Below are 19,837 nucleotides of genomic sequence, written 5' to 3' on the forward strand. Positions count from 1 at the left end.
TTCAAAAACCTCCTACATTATGCATCCGACCAAACGGCTACTGCCCCTGGCCTGTCTGTTAACCGTATTTGCCGCAGCGTTATTCCAGGCAGGATGCGGAACGAAAGCAAAAGAAGTGGACCCCGCTTTCGCCCGCTACATCGACGCCTACACGTCTGGCATCATTTCCAAACAAAGCGCCATCCGCATCCAGCTGGCCGGCGACGTGAACGTGACCCACGCCGTCAACGAACCGGTGGAGGAAGACGTATTCTCGTTCTCCCCCGCTATCTCCGGGAAGGCTTTCTGGATAGACGCTACCACGCTGGAATTCAGGCCAGACAAGAACCTCGAGCCCGGAAAACGCTACACCGGCAAGTTCAGGCTCGGGAAAGTAATGGCCGTTCCCTCGCAGTTCAAAGTCTTCGAATTCGGGTTCGAAGTCATCAAGCCTTCCTTCGAAGTGGAGCTCCTGGGCCTTAAAACCGCCGGCAACAGCCGCGAGAAAATGCAGTTCACCGGCGTGGTGCGGACTTCCGACGCGGAAGACGTACAGGCCATCGAAAAACTCGTGACCGTACAATACGAAGGCGCGAAAACCACCATGAGCTGGCAGCACGACGTTGCCAACCGAACCTATCGCTTCACCATCGGCAACATCATCCGGAAATCCGTAGCGGCCAGGCTCCACATCCTGTGGGACGGAGCGCCCATCAAATCCGGCGTGAAAGACAGCCGCGAAGTGGAAGTGCCGGCCATCGGGGATTTTAAGGTGCTCGACATTCAGCCTCGCTATGAACCCGAAGAACATGTGCTCATCCAGTTCTCCTGCCCGCTCCTGCCCACACAGGCGCTGGAAGGCCTCATCACCATCAGCGGACAATCCGACCTGAAATATACCGTCGAAGGCAGTGAAGTGAAAGTTTTCGCACCGGGCCGCCTGGAAGGGAATTACACCGTGGTCGTGAACGAAGGCGTACTGAGCGCTTTTGAGGACCGCCTCGGCAAAGCCTTTACCGGCAGCGTGAATTTCGAAAATAGAATGCCTTCCGTTTCCATTCCCGGAAAAGGCGTGATCATGCCGCAAAGCGGGAAACTGGTCATGCCGTTCGAAGCCGTGGGATTGACCGCCGTAGACGTGACGGTACTGAAAATATACGAAAGCAACATCCCTCAATACCTCCAGCGCAACACCCTCAACGGGGATAACGAGCTGCGCCGCGTGGCGGCGCCCGTGGTGGAAAAAACCATCCGCCTCGATACCGACAAATCCCTCAACCTCCGCCACCGCAACCGTTTTAACCTCGACCTGGAACAGATCATCAAAGCCGAGCCGGGCGCCATTTACCGCGTTAGGATCGGGTTCCGGAAAGCGTACGCATTGTACTCCTGCAAAGGTGACGACGAAGCTGCGGATGAAGACGGCGAGGAAAGCGAAAGGGAATATTACGGGGAAGACGGGATAGACGAAGACGACGCGTTCTGGCGCCGGTACGACGATTATTATCCCTACGGGTACAGCTGGGACGACCGCGACAATCCCTGCCGAAACAGTTACTACCATTACGAACGCTGGGCTTCGCGCAACATCGTCGCTTCCAACATCGGCATCATCGCCAAACGCGGGAACGATAACAGCATGGTAGTGGCCGTAACGGATATCCGTGACGCGAAACCCATGTCTGGCGTGGATATCAGTCTGCTCGACTATCAAAACCAGGTGGTGTTCACCACGAAAAGTGACGGCGACGGTTTCGCGAAGTTCGAACTGAAGAAAAAGCCCTACCTCCTCGTAGCCAAACGCGAAAACGAGCGTGGCTACCTGAAGCTGGACGACGGTTCCTCGCTGCCCCTGAGCCGCTTCGACGTAAAGGGGGAACAGGTGCAGCACGGGATGAAAGGGTTTTTGTATGGGGAAAGAGGGGTTTGGCGACCGGGGGATTCCCTGTTCCTGACCTTCCTCCTGGAAGACAAAGACAACAAGCTCCCCGAAAACCACCCGGTAACTTTGGAACTGTACAACCCGAAAGGACAACTGTACAAACGCATCAATCAACATATTTCCCTCAACGGATTCTATAATTTCAACACGCTCACCGATGCCGATGCGCCCACGGGTAGCTGGCTCGCCAAGGTGAAAGTGGGCGGCGCGGAATTCAGGCGCAACATCCGCATCGAAACCGTGAAGCCCAACCGCCTCAAGGTGAAACTCGATTTCGGCGGACAGGCATCGCTGGTGAAAGACCATCAGCCCAAAGGGACCCTCACCGCGGCATGGCTCTTCGGCGCGCCGGCGCAAAGCCTCAAAGCCAAAGTGGACGTGTCGCTCACTTCATCGCGCACCACGTTCCCGAAACTCGATGGTTACCATTTCGACGACCCCACCGAATCTTTCTCCACCGAGAACAAAACCATTTTCGAATCGAGCCTCAACGAGGAAGGCTCCGCGCCGGTATCTGCCAGCATTCCCGTCGGGGAACGCGCGCCCGGCGTGCTCAGAGCCAATTTCGAAGTGAAAGTGTTCGAGCCCGGCGGCGATTTCAGTATCGACCATTTCTCCATGCCCTATCACGTGTTCGACTCGTACGTGGGCGTGAGCGCGCCGACGGGGAACAGCCTGACCGGCATGCTCGTCACCGATAAAACACACTCCGTCAGCATCGTGAACGTAGACGCCAGCGGCCGGTACATCGGCGGTAGCAGGAAAGTGGAAGTGCAACTTTACAAAATCCGCTGGCGCTGGTGGTGGGATGAAAGCGACGACGATATCAGCAATTTCACCAACGACAACTATAACCAACTCATTTCCACCGACCAGGTTACGCTCCAGAACGGCAAAGGCAGCTGGAACCTCCTGGTGCGGCAGCCCAGCTGGGGCCGGTACCTCATCCGTGTGAAAGACCTCGAAAGCGGGCACATCACCGGTCAATCCGTATACATCGACTGGCCGAATTACGAAGAACGGATGCAGAAGGAAAACCCGACGGAAGCTTCCATGCTCGTGTTCACCGCCAGCAAAACGAAATACAGCGTAGGCGAAGATGTGACGATCACCATCCCCAGCAGCGAAGGCGGCCGCGGACTGATCAGCATCGAATCGGGCAGTAAAGTGCTCAAGACCGACTGGATCAGTACCGAAAAAGGGCAGACCGTTTATAAATTCAGGGCCGAGCCGAGCATGGCGCCGAATATTTATGTGAACGTAAGCCTGCTGCAGCCGCACGCGCAAACCGTGAACGACCTGCCCATCCGCATGTACGGAACGATTCCCGTGCTGGTGGAAGATCCGAATACGGTCCTCAAACCGCAAATTTCCCTGCCGGCAACGTTGCGCCCCGAGTCTGCCGCATCCATCACCGTTTCCGAAGCCGGCGGCAAGCCGATGACCTATACGGTAGCCATCGTGGACGAAGGCCTGCTCGACCTCACCCGCTTCAAAACCCCCGACGCGCACGGCGTATTCTATTCCCGCGAAGCCCTCGGCGTGAAAACCTGGGATTTGTTCGACTACGTGATCGGCGCATGGGGCGGCGACCTGGAAAGGATACTGAGCATCGGTGGTGACGAAGGCCTCAACCGCGGCGCCAGCCAGGCCAAGGCCAACCGGTTCAGGCCCGTCGTGAAATTCATGGGGCCGTTTTATTTGAAGAAAGGAGAGCAGCAAACACATCATTTCCAGCTGCCGCCATACATCGGTTCCGTAAAAGCCATGGTGGTAGCAGGGCAGGATGGAGCGTACGGCAGTGCCGATAAAGTGGCCGCCGTGAAGAAGCCCCTCATGCTGCTGGCCACCGCGCCGCGCGTGCTGGGCCCCGGGGAAACGATCCAGCTGCCGGTGACCGTCTTCGGTCTGGAACCGCATGTGAAACAGGCCAGCGTGACCCTCACGTCTAACCCGTATTTCGAAGTGGTGGGCGAAGCTACCAAAACCGTCAGCTTCCCGAAACCCGGTGAGCAGCTGGTATATTTCGACGTGAAGATCCGCAACCTCGTAGGCATCGGTAAATTCAAGGTAGTAGCCACCAGCGGTAAGGAAAGGGCGGAAGAAAACGTGGAACTGGATGTGCGCAATCCCAATCCGTTCATGACCAATGTGATCGACAAAACGCTGGAGCCCGGCGGCAGCTGGAGCGCACCGTTCTCGCCGGTGGGCATGGCCGGCACCAATACCGGTGTGCTGGAAGTGTCTACCATTCCCGCGCTCAACCTCGAAAAACGATTGAAATTCCTCATCCAGTACCCTCACGGCTGCGTGGAGCAAACCACTTCCGGCGTGTTCCCGCAATTATCGCTCGGCACCATTATGGATTTGAGCGACAAGCAGAAAGCGGATGTAGACCGTAATATCAAGGCCGGCATCAACCGGTTGAAAGGGTTCCAGACTACCGACGGCGGACTGTCGTACTGGCCGGGTTCGGGCAATGCAGATGAGTGGGGGACCAACTACGCCGGCCACTTCATGCTCGAAGCGCAGGAGAAGGGATACGCCCTGCCCCCGGGATTCCTGGACGCTTGGCGGAAATACCAGCGCAACAAAGCCATCAGCTGGGCGCCGAGCTCTTACAACTTTGCCGGCGGCGATCTCGTGCAGGCATACCGCCTGTACCTGCTGGCACTTTCCCGCACGCCGGAACTGGGCGCCATGAACCGTCTCCGCGAATTCCAGTACCTCTCGGCCCCTGCCAAATGGCGGCTCGCCGCGGCGTATAAACTCGCCGGCCAGGCGGAAGTCGCCAATTCGCTGGTGCGCGGCCTGCCAGTAACGGTACCGCCCTACACGCAGCTGGGCGGAACTTTCGGGTCCGATCTGCGCGATAAGGCCATGATCCTCGAAACACTGACCATCCTCGGCCAGCGCAATACCGCACTGGGCCTGCTCAAAGAAGTAGCCGCCGAACTGGGGAAAGAACAATGGTACAGCACCCAGACCACTGCCTACTCGCTCATCGCCGTGGCGAAATTCTGCGGAACGAACAAGGGCAGCAAGATGAGTTTCTCCTATAGCTTGAACGGTGCGGGCGGGATGATTAATTCGGAATCCTACCTGTCGCAGTTACCGGTAGCGTTTAAAGGAACGAACAGCGTAACGATGCGGAATAATGGCCAGAACGTGCTCTACGCCCGCCTGATCCTTCGCGGACAGCCGGAAGCGGGGCAGAACCCTTATGCCGAGAACCAGCCGGACGTGATGTCGATGAGCGTGGATTACAACACCCGCACCGGCAAACCGGTGAACATAGAACAGATGAAACAGGGAACGGACTTCGTGGCTACCGTCACCATCCGCAACCCAGGCAAACGCGGTTTCTACGAGCAACTGGCGCTTACACAGGTGTTCCCCTCGGGCTGGGAGATCATCAATACCCGGTTGATGGGCAACGACAGTACATTACGCATGTCGCCCTACACCTACCGCGATATCCGCGACGACCGGGTGTATACCTATTTCAATCTGGAAGAAGGCAAAACCGTTACCTACCAGGTGCTGCTGAACGCGGCGTACCTCGGGCGGTACTATCTGCCCGCCACGGGCGCCGAAGCGATGTACGACAATACGATACACGCATTTGTGCCGGGCAAGTGGGTAGAAGTAGTGAAGTAATTTTCTAAACGATATAACAGGGCCGGCGCGGGTAACAGCGCCGGCCTTTCTTTCCTTATGTGGACGCGACTGAAGGCCTGGGCATACCGGAGAAGATGGCGGTTATCGATAGCGGCGCTGCTGCTGGTGGGATACTATTTCCTGCTGCCGCGGCAATTGTTTACTGCGCCTACTTCTTTCGTGATCGAAGACGAGAAGGGCGACCTGATGAGCGCTGCCATCGCCAAAGACGGGCAGTGGCGGTTCCCGGCGGATAAATCCGTGCCGGAGAAGTTCGCCAAATGCATTGTGGCGTATGAAGACAAAAGATTTTACTGGCATTGGGGGATCGATCCCGGCGCTACTTTCCGGGCGTTGAAACAGAATATTGGCGGGGGAAAAGTAGTGAGCGGTGCGAGCACCATCACCATGCAGGTGATCCGCCTGTACCGCAACAAGCCGCGCACCATCTGGCAGAAGCTCGTGGAAATGGCGATGGCCACGCGGCTGGAGTTCCGGTATTCGAAAGAGGCCATTCTGGGTTTGTATGCCGGGAATGCGCCTTTCGGCGGAAACGTGGTGGGATTGGAAGCTGCGTCGTGGCGGTATTACGGGCGTAAGCCGGACCAGTTGTCGTGGGCGGAAACGGCCACGCTCGCGGTATTGCCGAATAGTCCTGCCCTGATACACCCGGGCAGGAACCGCCAGCGCCTGTTGGAGAAACGGAACGCGCTGCTGCAAAGGCTTTGGCGCAATGGTACCATCGACAGTACGACCTGCGCGCTGGCTAGTGTGGAGCCCCTTCCCGACAAGCCCCATCCATTGCCCGAGCTGGCGCCGCACCTGCTGAGCCGCTTCCGCCAGGAGTACCGCCTGAAAGGCGAATCCGGCAGCACGCGGCTGAAAACCACCATCACCGGAGACCTTCAGCAGAACGTCATAGACATCGTGAACCGGCACCACCTCCAGCTGAAAGCCAACGGCATCAATAACGCCGCCGCCCTCGTGCTCGACGTCGAGTCCGGCCAAGCCCTCGCTTACGTCGGCAACGTCTATCACCCCGAAAACCCCGAGTTGGAATCGTACGTAGACATCATCCAGGCGCCGCGCAGCCCCGGGAGCACCCTCAAGCCGCTGCTCTACGCCGGCATGCTGAACGATGGCCTCATGCTGCCCAATACGCTGCTGCCCGATGTGCCCACGCACATCGCCGGGTACACACCTCAAAACTTCGACCAGCATTACGACGGCGGCGTTCCCGCATCCCGCGCACTGGCACGGTCGCTCAACATTCCCGCCGTCAAAACTTTACAGCAATACCGCAGCGACCGATTCCTCAACCTCATGCGGCAACTCGGCATTACCACCATGCGCAAACCCGCCACACACTACGGTTTGTCGATGATCCTCGGCGGCGGGGAAACCACGCTGTGGGAACTGGCCGGTGTATATGCCAGCTTGGCGCGCACGCTGCTGCACCAGGACCATTACAGCGGCAAATACGATCAGGACGACTATCATCCGCCCATGTACCGCGCTACCGACGGAAAGCCGGGCCGCTACGGCCTTACGCGATTCGGGCTGCTGGACGCGGGCGCCATCTGGTATACTTTCAACGCCATGGAAGAAGTGATGCGCCCGGGTGAAGAAATGCTTTGGCAGGCGTTCGCATCGTCGAAGCGGATTGCGTGGAAAACGGGTACCAGCTTCGGTTTCAGGGATGGATGGGCGATCGGGGTTACGCCGCAGTTCGTAGTGGCGGTGTGGACGGGCAATGCCGACGGTGAAGGCCGTCCGGGATTGACGGGCGTTTCCGCCGCGGCGCCTTTGATGTTCGATATTTTCAGGTTATTGCCGAATTCCGCGCCGTTCACCGTGCCGGCAGACCATCTCAAAACCATCGCCGTGTGCCGGCAGAGCGGGTACCGGGCCGGAGAATATTGCACCGAGCGCGATTCGCTGCCCGTACCGCAGGCAGGGCTTCGCTCGGCCGTATGCCCCTACCATCAACTCATCCACCTCGACGCATCGGGCAAATACCGCGTTACGGCCGATTGCGAGCAGCCAGACCGGATGCAGCACAAGCCCTGGTTCGTGCTGCCGCCCGCCATGGAATATTTCTATCGCGCCACGCACGCCTACGAGCCCCTTCCGCCGTATCTCCCCGGCTGCGCCGCCGAAGACCGGGCCCGCGCGATGGAGCTCATCTATCCCCGGCCCCACGCCCGCATTTACGTGCCCGTGGAGATCGACGGCGCGCTGGGCGAAACCGTGTTCAAAGCCACGCACCGCCATCCCAACGCCAAAATCTTCTGGCACCTCGACGAGGAATTCGTCGGCGAAACAAAGGATTTCCACCAGCTGTCGTTCCGCCCGAAAGCGGGCAAGCACATGCTGACGATCGTGGATGAGGAAGGGGAGCAGATCCGGTTAGACTTCGAGATTCTCGACAAGTCGAAGGATCAGTAATTGTATTTTTCTTTCCACAAGGCTTTCAGGTAACGGCGGAGCTCGTCTTCCCGGGCGTTTCTTCCCGGATCATAGAACCGCGTGCCGGCGATGGCGTCTGGCAGGTATTCCTGTTCGGAGAAGTTGTTATCGAAGTCGTGCGAATAACGGTAGCCCTTGCCGTAGCCATGCTGCTTCATGAGTTTGGTGGGCGCGTTGCGGATATGCAGGGGAACGGGGAGGTCGCCCGTTTGGCCCACCACGCTCTGCGCTGCGCCGATGGCCATGTAGGACGCGTTGCTTTTGGGAGAGGAAGCCAGGTAAGTGGCGCATTGCGACAGGATGATCCGTGATTCCGGATTGCCGATCATGGCCACGGCCTGGAAGCAGCTGGTTGCCAGCAAAAGCGCGTTGGGATTGGCGTTGCCGATATCTTCGGATGCTAGAATTACCAGTCGGCGGGCGATGAACTTGATGTCTTCGCCGCCGGCGAGCATCCGCGCGAGCCAGTACACGGCGCCATTGGGATCGCTGCCGCGGATGGATTTGATGAAGGCGGAAATGATGTCGTAATGCTGTTCACCCGACTTATCGTAAATGGCCACGCGCTGCTGCGCGATGTCCATCACTTTTTCGTTATTGATAACGATGGGCGAATCTTCCTGCAGCGTGTCTACCACCAGTTCGAAAAGGTTGAGCAGCTTGCGGGCGTCGCCGCCGGAGATATTGAAGAGGGCTTCGGTTTCCTGCAGTTCGATCGTTTTGGAAGCGAGCCAGGCATCTTTTTCCATGGCGATGCGGAGGAGTTTGCCGAGCTCTTCCGGGCCGAGGGGCTTCAGCACATACACCTGGCTTCGCGAGAGCAGGGCCGCATTCACTTCGAACGACGGGTTTTCGGTGGTGGCGCCGATGAGGGTGATGATCCCTTTTTCCACGGCGCCCAGCAAAGCATCCTGCTGCGATTTGTTGAACCGGTGGATTTCATCGATAAACAACACCGCATGGCGGCTTTTGGCGAGATCGATCACCTCGCGGATGTCTTTCACGCCCGATGAAATGGCGCTCAGCGTATAAAAAGGGACCTGCAGCGTATGCGCGATGATATTGGCGATGGTGGTTTTGCCCACGCCCGGCGGCCCCCACAGGATCATGGAAGGTATCTTGCCGGCGGCGATGGCTTTCCGGAGAATGCTGCCTTCGCCGGTCAGATGATCCTGGCCTACGAGGTCGTCCAGCGTTTCAGGTCGGAGTCTTTCTGCCAATGGTGCGCGCATGGTTCTTTTTAATTATACGTCGAAGAAATGTTCGTTGTTCTCGGCCTGCTCGCGGTCTTTCTTCCATTTATTGAGGAAAAAGCTGGACAGCACGCAGTTTGCCGCGATGGCGGCGGCGTGGATGCCGAACAGGAAATTGATGATCCGCATCATGGCGCCCAGCACGTCTTGCCGCGTGTAGCCGGTGTCTTTTGGGATTTCGCCCAGGGGGAACAGTTTGTCCAGTTCCGACGGTTCCAGGCGGTTCAGTTGGATGAGCATAGACACGAAATACATGGCGTAAATGAACGCCAGTACGCTCAGGATGATGATCTGCTTGGGGAAACCCTCCGCCAGCGGGGCTCCCGGCTGCCGCAACGTGCGCTGCAGCCGCAGACAATAGTAATTATGCATGAACGTGGTGGCATACATCAATATCATCATCAACGCCGGTATCGACGGGCTGAACAATGCAGAAATCAACACGAAAACCGCTAGCAGGCTCACTGAAATCAGGTTGCCCCAGGTCAAAAACCGAAATAGTCCGAACAGAAGATTCATCCCTTTGCACTTTTTTTAGTCTCTGCAAACCTACGAATTTACCTTTTAACACAAACGACGCGCCGTAAGTGCCGGAACTTCGATAAATTTATCCATCTAAATCTGCAAGCATATGCTATTTATCAACACCTCCGCCAGGCACATGACGGCCGGGATACTCCTGGCCCTGTCGGCCGCGGGGCCCGTTGCCGCCCAGAAAGTGCCGGCATTCGATAATTCTTCCATCGACCGAAATATCAAACCCTGCCACGATTTCGACGGATTCGTCAACAACGGCTGGAAGAAAAACAACCCTATCCCCGGCACCGAGAGCCGCTGGGGCGCCGGCGGTATCCTTGATAAGGAAAACAAGGAAGTCCGCCTGAAAGGTATTATCCAGGCCATCGCCAGCCGCACCGGCCTCGCCAAAGGAACGGAAGAACAACAGATCGCCGATTACTACGCCTCTTTCCTCGATACCGTCACCATCGAAAAACGCGGCATCACGCCGCTCGCCAAATGGTTCGGCCGTATCGACAATATCAAGTCACTGGCCGATTGGGCCATCGTTGTGGGCGAGCTCCAGAACATCGGCGTGAGCACCTGGGCCGGGTTTGGCGTGGACGCGGATATGAAAGACAGTAAAGTGAACGCGGTATACGGCGGGCAGGACGGCCTCAGCCTCGGCGAACGCTCCTATTACGAACGTACCGATGAAAGCACCCGGAACGTCCGCAAGGAATTCGTGGGCCACATCAACAAAATGTTCGCCCTCGCGGGTTTCCCGGAAAAAGACCCCGGGCAGACGATCCTCGCTTTCGAAACGAAACTCGCCCTGCTGCAGCTCACCAACGTGCAGCTCCGCGACCCGGTGAAAACCTATAACAAAATCGCTTTCAGGGAGCTCCATACCCTCGCGCCGGAATTCGACTGGGGCGGGTTTACGGCCGTGCAGCAGATCAGGACCGATACGCTCGTGCTGCAAAACAAGGAATACATCGCCAATGGCGCCAAACTCCTGCAATCCACACCGCTGTCTACGCTCAAAACATGGACGAAGTTCCAGCTGCTGAGCACTTTCGCGGGATATCTGCCGAAGCAGTTCGATGACGAGAATTTCCGGTTCTTCGCCACGGTGATGACCGGCCGGAAAATGCAGCGCCCCCGCATCGACCGCGCCATCCGCTCTACCGACGGGGTGCTGGGAATGCCGCTGGGCAAGCTTTTCGTGAAGCAATATTTTCCCGGGTCCAGCAAACAGAAAGTGTCCGAGATGATCGAAAACGTGCGCACCGTGTATGGCGAACGCATCGACCAGCTCACCTGGATGAGCCCGGAAACCAAGCAGATGGCCCACAAGAAACTGAAAGCCTTCACCTATAAGATTGGATATCCCGACAACTGGAAAGATTACTCCTCGATCGATATCCAGCGCGGCAAACTGGTGGAAAACATCATCCATGCCACGCAGTTCAAGCACGACGAAACGATCAAAAAGATCGGCAAGCCGGTGGATAAATCCGAATGGCTCATGACGCCGCAGACCGTGAACGCGTACTACAACCCGCTGAACAACGAAGTGGTGTTCCCCGCAGGCATCCTGCAGCCGCCGTTCTTCAATCCCGATGCAGACGATGCCATCAACTACGGCGGTATCATCGCCGTGATCGGCCACGAGTTCACACATGGTTTCGACGACCAGGGCTCGCAGTTCGACGCAGAAGGTAATTTGCAGAACTGGTGGACGGAAGCCGACCGTAAGAATTTCGACGGACTGGCGAAACGTTACATCGATTACTTCGGCAAGCTGGAAGCCTTGCCTGGCTTCAAGATCAATGGTGAGCTGACCATCGGCGAAAACATCGCTGACCTCGGCGGGCTCACGCTGGCTTACTACGCATTGAAAAAATCTTTCGAAGGGAAAGCGGAACCCGCACCCATCGATGGTTTTAGCTGGCAGCAGCGTTTCTTCCTCGGCTGGGGGCAGGTTTGGCATATGAACATCACCGATGCCGCATTGCGCAACCAGATCCAAACCGATCCGCATAGCCCGGCCAAGTTCCGTGTGAACGGGCCCATGCCGCACCTGGCAGAATTCCAGCATGCCTGGAATTGCAGCGAAGGCGATGCCATGACGTTGCCTCCCGCACAGCGTGTCGTGATCTGGTAGTCCGAATTTATCATGATTGCATCAACGGCCAGGATCGAATCCTGGCCGTTTTTCATGGTATTTTAACGATGATTATGCATCTGAAGATTAATTATGTCAAAATATTGATGGATATCCCGTATGTGAGGTCAGATAGTTAACACGCGGTGCGTAGTTCTACGCTCCGGATTTTCGGTATTAATACGCTTTCCTGACTATCTGGAATTCGAGACATTTGTGATGGAATTCATTGGTCTGTAGCCCATTTGCCAAGACCATCGGCCTGTCCACCGTTGTAACCCCATTACCCCCTGGAGGCCGGTGCAGGTTCCCGTACTACCTGTGCCGGCGCCAACGGTCTTAACCTTTTCCCGTTTTTAGTTATTGTTAATCGCTTTCGAGAGTATGTTCCCGACCGGGGGGAACGTATTTTTCCGGCGTGCAAATACTATCAGTAACCGGCAATTAACTGTAAACGCGGGGCGCAGGCTTTGTTATACTTGCAGTAAATTCTACGGATATGAAAACGGACCTGAAGAAAGCGGCGATGGTGGCCGCGTTGGCGATGGGATCGATGGGCGCTTCGGCGCAGCAGCCCGGCGAATTGTGGGGGAAGAACGCCGAAGCGGGGAAAAGCGCCAGGACGAAATGGTTCACCGAAGCCAAATTCGGGCTCTTCCTGCACTGGGGGCCTTATTCGCACTTCGGCGGAGAAATCCGCGGAAAACGGTATTACGGTATCACGGAATGGATCATGCATCGGGATAAAACTCCCGCCAACGAATATGCACAACTGGCGAAAGGATTCAATCCCTCCGGATTCAACGCGGAAGAATGGGTGAACATCGCCAAGGCGGCAGGTGTGAAATACATCGTTATCACGTCCAAGCACCACGATGGCTTCGCCATGTTCGATTCCAAATATTCGGATTTCGATATCGCAGACGCCACTTCCTTCAAACGCGATCCTTTAAAAGAGCTGGCCGCCGCCTGCAAAAAAGCCGGCATCAAGCTTGGATTTTATTATTCGCAGTTCCAGGACTGGCACGAGCCCAACGGCGGCGGCAATGGCTGGGACTTCGATAACAAAACCAAAGACTACGCATCTTATTACCGCAATAAATCACTGCCGCAGATCACCGAGCTGTTGAGCAATTACGGCGAACTGGGCATCATCTGGTTCGATACGCCGGGGAATATGAGCAAAGAAGAATCTGCGGAGTTCATGGAAAAAGTGCATCGTCTGCAACCCAATTGCCTGGTGAGCAGCCGCGTAGGCAATGGCCTGGGCGATTTCAAGGATTTCGGCGACGGCGAAGTGCCGCCCGGTGTGGTGAAAGGCGCGTGGGAAGCTATTTTCACGCATAACGACAGTTGGGGGTATTCCAGCTTCGACCAGAACTTCAAATCTCCCCGCGAGATCATCCGCCTGCTGGCGGAAGTGGCGTCGAAAGGCGGGAACCTTATGATGAACATCGGGCCAGATGGAACAGGGAAGATTCCCGGGCCCTCGGAACAATATTTCCGCGAAACGGGCCGTTGGCTGCAAAAGAACGGCGAAGCGATTTACGGTTCCACGTACGCTCCCATCGCGGAGCAGCCCTGGGGCGTGATGACGAGCCGCCCCGGGAAACTGTACCTCCACGTGTTCAACCGGCCGCATAACGGGAAAATCCTCCTGCCCGCGTTCACCGGTAAAGCCGGCAAAGCCCGGCTGCTCGACGGGGGCAAGCCCATTGCCTTCAAACAATCCGGAGAAGACGTGTGGCTCACATTGCCCGCTTCGCTGCCCGATGCGCGCAATTCCGTGATCGTGCTGGATTATAGCGGCGCGCTGGAAGAAAGGCATGCCATCCCGCTGGTGGCCGGCGCGCAGTACGAAAGCATCGCATTGCCGGCGGAACGCGCGGCGGTGCATGGCGCTGCGGAAGTGGAACGGTTTACACACAGTTATTACTTCGGCGACTGGAAACACGCGGTTTGCGCGGCCGGTATGCGCCGTCCGGAAGACAGCATCAGCTACCGCCTGCGGTTCACCGAACCGGGCGATTACAAGATCACTTTGCAATATGCCGCGGATACATCGCACGTAAAGCGGGAAGGTATCGTGGAAATGCAACCGGATGGCGGCGCGCAGCAGGATTTTCGGTTCCAGGTGTTGCTGACGGGGAAATACGATTCCCACAAACCGCTGCTGTTCATCGACCAGACGATCGCGGTGGTGAGTGTGAAATCTCCCGGCGAGTGGAGCCTCCGCATCCGGCCGGATGCACCGGGGAACGAGCTGTTCCGGTTGAAACAGGTGAAAGTGGAACCGTTACGATAATATTTCACCGGCCGGTTGCAGTACCGGCCGTTTTTTTTACGGGAGTTTACTTCTTCGAAGTTTGCGGATGGAACACGACGGTAAGGAGGCCGAGGGAAATGTAGATGATCCCGGAGATGTAGGCTTCCAAGCGGCGGTACCAGGCGTTTTGTTTCATGTATTTGCCGAGGCGGCCGGCGGCGAGGGCGTAGGAGCCGTCTGTCAGGAATGCCAGGAAAGTGAACAGCAGTCCGAAGAACAAAACCTGCAGCGCCACGTTCCCGTTTTCCGGGCGAACGAATTGCGGGAGGAAGGCGAAAAAGAACAGGGCGCATTTGGGATTGAGGACGTTCACGATCATGCCTTGCCAGAAAATGGCGGACAGCGGCTGCGGCGGAGGGGCTTCCGGCCGGGTAGACTGTTTCCGGGCATCGGCGATCTTTTTAACGCCGAGGTACACCAGATAGGCGGCGCCGAGATATTTCAGCAGGGAGAATGCCATGGCGGAAGCCATCAGCAGGGCAGAAACCCCGAGCGATGCGGCGGCCGCATGCACGAGCGTGCCGGCCTGGATGCCGCAAACGGAAACGAGCCCGGCCTTGGTGCCCTGCTCCGTACTCCGCGTGATGACATACAATACGGCAGGGCCGGGGATGATGAGCAAAATGACGGCGGCGGTGATGAACGCCAGGAGGATGGTTGCGTCGGGCATGGATTCAGGTTTACAATAAATTTACGCTTAATTCATTCTCTGTTTGGAAAATTCTAAATTATTCCTATTTTTGCAACCCCGCAAGGGAACGGTGAGGTGCCTGAGAGGCCGAAAGGACCGGTTTGCTAAACCGGCGTACGGGTCAAACTGTACCGAGGGTTCGAATCCCTCCCTCACCGCAAACTCAACCAGATTTGACTGGAGAGTGTTTGAAGGCTCGGGATGTAGCGTAGCCCGGTTATCGCGCCTGCTTTGGGAGCAGGAGGTCGCAAGTTCGAATCTTGCCATCCCGACAAGTTTGAATTTGCCTTTCGCAGTCAAATTCAACATATTTCTTGAAAAGCCAATTATCCAGCGGATAGTTGGCTTTTTTGTTTCCGGCTTTTATTAACTCCCCAACCCGTAGAAATCATGTTTCGTTATCTCACTCACCTGGTTTTGCCGCTGCTTTGCATCGTAACATTTTTCGCCTGCCAGGAAAAGTCTGCGGAACTGCCCGGCTCACCTGTTTCTCCCCCTGACCGTGGCCGGAAGCTTCCCGCAACCATCACCGGGCAACTGGTTTCCGACGTCACCGGAGCGCCCGTAGATCATAGGGGATTTGAAGTTTTCGGCATCTATCCCAACGCTCCCTGGTTTAATTATGGGTGGACGGACGGCAACGGCATCTTCACCGTCAACGAGCCGGCCTTACGGGAAGACGCAACCCTCATCGTCATGGAATCGTCGTCCGCGGTCCCCGTTTCCGTTCCGCTGATCCTGCAACAGGATAAAGGACATTTTTTCCGCAAGCAGATAATGAACTACCTGCTCGGAAACCTCATCGGTACCTCCGGGACCACCCTGCCGGTCTACCCGAAGCACGTGGCAATCACACACGGCGACCAGTCTTTCTGGAATTATACCAAAAACGCCCTGGGGCCGATATATCCGAGATTCTACTACAGGTGGTGGGAAGCCGGCATTCCTGGCCTGGAAGCGCGGCAGCCGGGCGATATGCGTGGGGTAAACGCAAAGAAGGAGATGATGGTACTGCATCCATACGTGATGGTACACACGCTCCTGCGGGATGAAACGAGCATAGATACGGTAGACGTCGTGAAAGGGAAGTTGGTCACCATGCACGTCCTGATCCCCGAAGCCGCCAGGGCTACCGCTCCCAACAACGCTACCGCCTGGATGTATGAACTGAAGGAAGGCTTGTGGAAAGAAATCGGAACGGCCGTGAAGAAAGACGACCGTTATGTGTACGACGTTCCGAAAGCGGGCTTCAGCTGCGTGGCAGACGAGGCGCCGCCGGTGTTTTCAAAACAGCAGTTCGTACAGCAGAACGGAAATGCGTTGGCGTATTATTCCGTTACCTATAAAAGGAAAGACGGCCGCAGGCAAGGCGCTCAATGGTCGCACGAAGTATTCACCAACAGCAACGGCGAAGCGGCAACGTACCTTCCCCGGGGTATCCCTTGCGAAGTGGTGCTGCGCGATAACTGCGGAACGGTTTTGTATACTGCAACCGTTGGTCCGCTGCAATCCGCGAACGGGCAGGTGATTCGGCTGAACGTATCGAATTCCAATTTCGGGAAAATCGAAGGGAAAGCCGTCGATTGTGACAAGCAGCCGGTTAAAAAAGGTGAGATCACTATAAAGGGTGCAGGATATTCCCAAACCATTCCCTTTGAAAACGGGCAATTTGCTATTGAATTGCCCATGTGTTCGGGCAGCGAAGCATTTGAATATCAAATTACAGATAAGGAATCCGGTCATGCAACGGCGTTCCTGCCGCTTCATCCCGTGAAGGGCGGCGTTACGAAAATCCCTGATGCCGAAGTGTGCACCGCCAGGGATAGGGTCCTCAAAGGAAAAATCACTTTCACCATAGAAGGCGAGACGCATACGCTGACCGACGCAACGGAAACGATCGAACTGAAACAGTTTATTGACCCGGCCGCACAGAAATGGACGACCGGCCTCGTTACAACGGCCACTACGAGGAGATATCGTTTTTATGCCACCTTTACTTCCCTTTCCGCAGGTACGCATAATGCATACTTGCTAGACATCGGTACCCCGCTACATTTCCGGTATTTAATGACCTGGGGGCTGTATGAACCGGGAAAGATAGAAGTGGACGTTTTGGATTTCAACAAGGGGATCATCCGCGGCAGATTGCGGTCTAAAATCAGCAAGGAGCCCGGTACCAAACCGATGGAGTATGTGGAAGTGACCGCCACCTTCGAGCTGACAGGCAAATAAAAAATATTTTCCGTTTTACGCGATTTTTCGCGGCAAATCCAATTCATCCCGCAACCTTTATCCTGCGCCACCACCGCCTGCTAAAACGCGGGGTTGTGGCGCAGCTGCTGCGGGTTGATATGCTGGATAAAATTTTTCATATCGAGCATTATTAATGTTCCGCATGCAGCCCGATCCGGTTGCCTTCCGTATCCCTGATCACCGCGATGTATCCCGCTTTGATGAGGTGCCTGGGCGTAACGATCGATCCGCCGGCGGGCACTACCCGGTTCAGCACGGATTGTATCTCCGGGTAGGCGTTGAGGTAGATGAGGGTGCCGTCTTCGCCGGGTTTGGCCTGCGGCGATTTGGTGAGCACGCCCGTAACGCGGCCGGATGTGGCTTGCACTACGTTCGGGTCTGAAGGGAAGAAGGTCAGCTCTTCATCGTCTCCGGCCTGTACCGTCCGCATCTCGATATCGAGTATGGTTTCGTAGAATTTTTTGGCCCGCGGGGTATTGGAGACGGGGATTTCGAACCAGGTGATGACGTTGGTTTCCGCATCGATTTTTGTCGGTTTTTGCATAAAGTCAGGTTTTGATGGTTATGATGCAAATATGCTGCCAGCCATTTTGCCCATATACAACTTTACCTTGTTTTAGGTATTATTGTAGTTCGGATGCGCGATCAACCAAACTACGTGGCATGACAGGGGAGGATACAACAGGCATACAGGACAGCGAGTTGCTTTTGCAGGTGGCAAAAGGCGATGAAAAAGCGTTCACCACACTTTACTGGCAATACAGCGGTACACTTTACCGGAATTTTCTGCGGATGGTCAAAGATGAAACCATCGCCGAAGAACTGGTGCAGGACCTCTTTTCCCGCATCTGGCAAAAGCGGGAATCGCTGCAGGTGGAAAAAAGCTTCAAGGCTTACCTGTTTCGCGCCGGGTACCACCTCATGATCGATTTCTACCGCAAACTGAAGCGCGACCAGGATCTGTACGGCCACTTCCGGCAGGTAGCTTCCGAAAACTACAATCACATAGAGGAAATATTTAACCTGAAAGACAGCCAGGCCTTGCTGGCGCGCGCCCTCGATGCCCTGTCTCCCCAGCAGCAGAAAGCGTTCCGCCTCTGCCGGATGGAGGGCAAAACCTATCGCGAAGCCGCGGAGGAAATGGGGATTTCTCCCCACACCGTCAAGGAATATTTCACCAAAGCCAACCATGCCGTGCGCGCCTACCTGGCCGAGCACATCGATATTTCGCTGGGGTTGCTGCTGCTGTATGTGCTGCACCGATCGCTGTAAAATATTTTTTCCTCCATACCCCCCTTCCTGGAAATCCCGAAACGTCTTTATTAAAATGGAACCGTGGAGCCAATGAACGAATATGCCGTTTTGTACCGGAAACTGATGGATAACGACTGTTCGCCCGAAGAGGTGGACCGGCTCGTGGCGTGGCTTTCGGCGGAAGAAACGGCCCCCCTCGCCGGGGAGCTCATCTTCGAACAGCTGGACCGCAGTTACGACGAGCCCATGCCCGAAGCCCTCCGCCTCCGCCTGGAATCGCGGCTCCGCAATATTCTGGGACACGAAGAAACCCCAGCCCGCGAGCCCCGCTTCCGCAAAATGCGCACCTGGGGCTGGGCCGCCGCCGCGGCCGCAATTGTCGGCATCAGCATGTGGCTCCTGCAGCCCGAAAAGAAATCTCCGGTTTCCTCGGCTGATCTACTCGAACAGATCGCACCCGGCAGCAACGGCGCCATCCTCACCCTGGCAGACGGCCGGCAGGTACGCCTCGATTCCCTGGAAAACGATACCATCGGTGCACAGGCCGGCGCACTCGTGGCCGTCAGGAACGGACAACTGACCTACGACCCTTCCGCCGCCGGCGGCAGCGAAGTGCAGTTCAACACCATGTCTACCCCGCGCGGCCGGCAATACCAATTGCGCCTGCCCGACGGCACCAAAGTATGGCTGAACGCCGCCAGCACCCTCCGTTACCCCACAGCGTTCACCAGCGGGGAGCGGCGCGTGGAAATTATGGGCGAAGCGTATTTCGAAGTGGCGAAAGATAAATCCAAACCCTTCCGCGCCGTCATAAACGGCGGCACAACGGTGGAGGTGCTGGGAACGGAATTCAACATCAATGCATACCCGGACGATAGCGAAACCAAAACCACGCTGATGCAGGGTTCCGTAAAAGTGAGCCGCACTTCCGGTACGGTAACCCTCGCACCGGGCCAGCAGGCGAATGTGAAAAACGGCGTCACGGTAGTACGGGAGGCGGATACGGAAAAAGCCGTAGCCTGGAAAAACGGATTATTCGATTTCGACGGTATGCCGCTGGAAGAAGCGATGCGGCAACTGGCGAGATGGTACGACATAACGATCGTATACGAAAAAGGCATTCCCGACATCCGTTTTTACGGCGCCATGAGCAGGGATGTGAGCCTGGCCGGAATGCTCAAAGGCCTGGAAGGAGCGGGCGTCCGCTTCAGAATGGAAGAGGGCAGAAGGCTGGTCGTTTATCCATAAACTGTTATCCGAAAAAATGCCCGGCGGTCTATAGGGGCTGCCGGATCGGGGATGCCCGTAAAAACAGAACCGGAAGCGGGTCGAAGCGCTTCCG

11 protein-coding genes and 2 tRNA genes are annotated in these 19,837 nt (G+C 56.4%); 9 read left to right on the forward strand and 4 right to left on the reverse strand.

The genetic code is table 11. The annotated features are described in order from the left end of the window. Positions 1–19: 19 nt before the first annotated feature. Positions 20–5,581 (forward strand): alpha-2-macroglobulin family protein, encoded by a 5,562-nt coding sequence (locus tag EJ361_RS07350; protein ID WP_126244846.1) that lies wholly within the window; start codon positions 20–22, stop codon positions 5,579–5,581. Between the two features lie 57 nt (positions 5,582–5,638). Next, the gene (gene pbpC, locus EJ361_RS07355) at positions 5,639–8,029 is read left to right on the forward strand and encodes a penicillin-binding protein 1C (protein ID WP_126244847.1); all 2,391 of its coding nucleotides are present in this window, start codon (positions 5,639–5,641) and stop codon (positions 8,027–8,029) included. Here the strand turns inward: pbpC and EJ361_RS07360 are convergent. Next, positions 8,023–9,282, reverse strand: coding sequence for a replication-associated recombination protein A (locus EJ361_RS07360; RefSeq protein WP_126244848.1), 1,260 nt, complete (start codon positions 9,280–9,282; stop codon positions 8,023–8,025). The genes pbpC and EJ361_RS07360 overlap by 7 nt on opposite strands. A 12-nt stretch (positions 9,283–9,294) precedes the next feature. Then, positions 9,295–9,705, reverse strand: a complete 411-nt coding sequence (locus EJ361_RS07365; RefSeq protein ID WP_126244849.1) for a hypothetical protein — start codon at positions 9,703–9,705, stop codon at positions 9,295–9,297. Positions 9,706–9,934: 229 nt separating this feature from the next. On the opposite strand from EJ361_RS07365, the gene EJ361_RS07370 reads away from it, so the two are divergent. Then, a complete protein-coding gene (locus EJ361_RS07370) occupies positions 9,935–11,971 on the forward strand; it encodes a M13 family metallopeptidase (RefSeq protein ID WP_126244850.1) in 2,037 nt (678 codons plus the stop codon). Positions 11,972–12,470: 499 nt separating this feature from the next. Beyond that, the gene (locus EJ361_RS07375) at positions 12,471–14,276 is read left to right on the forward strand and encodes an alpha-L-fucosidase (RefSeq protein ID WP_240646572.1); all 1,806 of its coding nucleotides are present in this window, start codon (positions 12,471–12,473) and stop codon (positions 14,274–14,276) included. A 46-nt stretch (positions 14,277–14,322) separates the two neighbouring features. Here the strand turns inward: EJ361_RS07375 and EJ361_RS07380 are convergent, their stop codons facing one another. Then, positions 14,323–14,967 carry a LysE family translocator gene (locus tag EJ361_RS07380; protein WP_126244851.1) on the reverse strand — a complete coding sequence of 215 codons (645 nt, stop codon included), beginning with the start codon at positions 14,965–14,967 and terminating at the stop codon, positions 14,323–14,325. Positions 14,968–15,057: 90 nt separating this feature from the next. Here EJ361_RS07380 and EJ361_RS07385 point away from each other — a divergent pair. From EJ361_RS07385 to EJ361_RS07395, 3 genes are all read left to right on the forward strand, one after another. Continuing rightward, a tRNA-Ser gene (locus EJ361_RS07385) sits at positions 15,058–15,146 on the forward strand. Positions 15,147–15,185: 39 nt separating this feature from the next. Then, a tRNA-Pro gene (locus EJ361_RS07390) sits at positions 15,186–15,260 on the forward strand. Positions 15,261–15,378: 118 nt separating this feature from the next. Then, complete coding sequence (locus tag EJ361_RS07395; RefSeq protein WP_126244852.1) at positions 15,379–17,220, forward strand: hypothetical protein; 1,842 nt, start codon at positions 15,379–15,381, stop codon at positions 17,218–17,220. A 151-nt stretch (positions 17,221–17,371) separates the two neighbouring features. Here EJ361_RS07395 and EJ361_RS07400 read toward each other — a convergent pair whose 3' ends face one another. After that, a complete protein-coding gene (locus EJ361_RS07400) occupies positions 17,372–17,785 on the reverse strand; it encodes a VOC family protein (RefSeq protein ID WP_126244853.1) in 414 nt (137 codons plus the stop codon). Positions 17,786–17,904: 119 nt separating this feature from the next. On the opposite strand from EJ361_RS07400, the gene EJ361_RS07405 reads away from it, so the two are divergent. Together EJ361_RS07405 and EJ361_RS07410 are read left to right on the forward strand one after the other, a co-directional pair. Next, the gene (locus EJ361_RS07405) at positions 17,905–18,513 is read left to right on the forward strand and encodes an RNA polymerase sigma factor (RefSeq protein WP_164714123.1); all 609 of its coding nucleotides are present in this window, start codon (positions 17,905–17,907) and stop codon (positions 18,511–18,513) included. Positions 18,514–18,585: 72 nt separating this feature from the next. Further along, entirely contained in the window at positions 18,586–19,743 is a 1,158-nt protein-coding gene (locus EJ361_RS07410; protein ID WP_240646597.1) for a FecR family protein, read from the forward strand. Positions 19,744–19,837: the final 94 nt, after the last annotated feature.

It is taken from the genome of Chitinophaga rhizosphaerae, from assembly GCF_003958645.1.
GTDB lineage: Bacteria > Bacteroidota > Bacteroidia > Chitinophagales > Chitinophagaceae > Chitinophaga > Chitinophaga rhizosphaerae.

What these genes read in the sequence shown, in the direction of transcription:
- EJ361_RS07370 (WP_126244850.1), top strand. Translation starts at nt 9,935, where the DNA reads ATGCTATTTATCAACACCTCCGCCAGGCACATGACGGCCGGGATACTC.
- EJ361_RS07350 (WP_126244846.1), top strand. Translation starts at nt 20, where the DNA reads ATGCATCCGACCAAACGGCTACTGCCCCTGGCCTGTCTGTTAACCGTA.
- EJ361_RS07395 (WP_126244852.1), top strand. Translation starts at nt 15,379, where the DNA reads ATGTTTCGTTATCTCACTCACCTGGTTTTGCCGCTGCTTTGCATCGTA.
- EJ361_RS07405 (WP_164714123.1), top strand. Translation starts at nt 17,905, where the DNA reads ATGACAGGGGAGGATACAACAGGCATACAGGACAGCGAGTTGCTTTTG.
- EJ361_RS07400 (WP_126244853.1), bottom strand. Translation starts at nt 17,785, where the DNA reads ATGCAAAAACCGACAAAAATCGATGCGGAAACCAACGTCATCACCTGG.
- EJ361_RS07375 (WP_240646572.1), top strand. Translation starts at nt 12,471, where the DNA reads ATGAAAACGGACCTGAAGAAAGCGGCGATGGTGGCCGCGTTGGCGATG.
- pbpC (WP_126244847.1), top strand. Translation starts at nt 5,639, where the DNA reads ATGTGGACGCGACTGAAGGCCTGGGCATACCGGAGAAGATGGCGGTTA.
- EJ361_RS07360 (WP_126244848.1), bottom strand. Translation starts at nt 9,282, where the DNA reads ATGCGCGCACCATTGGCAGAAAGACTCCGACCTGAAACGCTGGACGAC.
- EJ361_RS07365 (WP_126244849.1), bottom strand. Translation starts at nt 9,705, where the DNA reads ATGATGATATTGATGTATGCCACCACGTTCATGCATAATTACTATTGT.
- EJ361_RS07410 (WP_240646597.1), top strand. Translation starts at nt 18,586, where the DNA reads ATGAACGAATATGCCGTTTTGTACCGGAAACTGATGGATAACGACTGT.
- EJ361_RS07380 (WP_126244851.1), bottom strand. Translation starts at nt 14,967, where the DNA reads ATGCCCGACGCAACCATCCTCCTGGCGTTCATCACCGCCGCCGTCATT.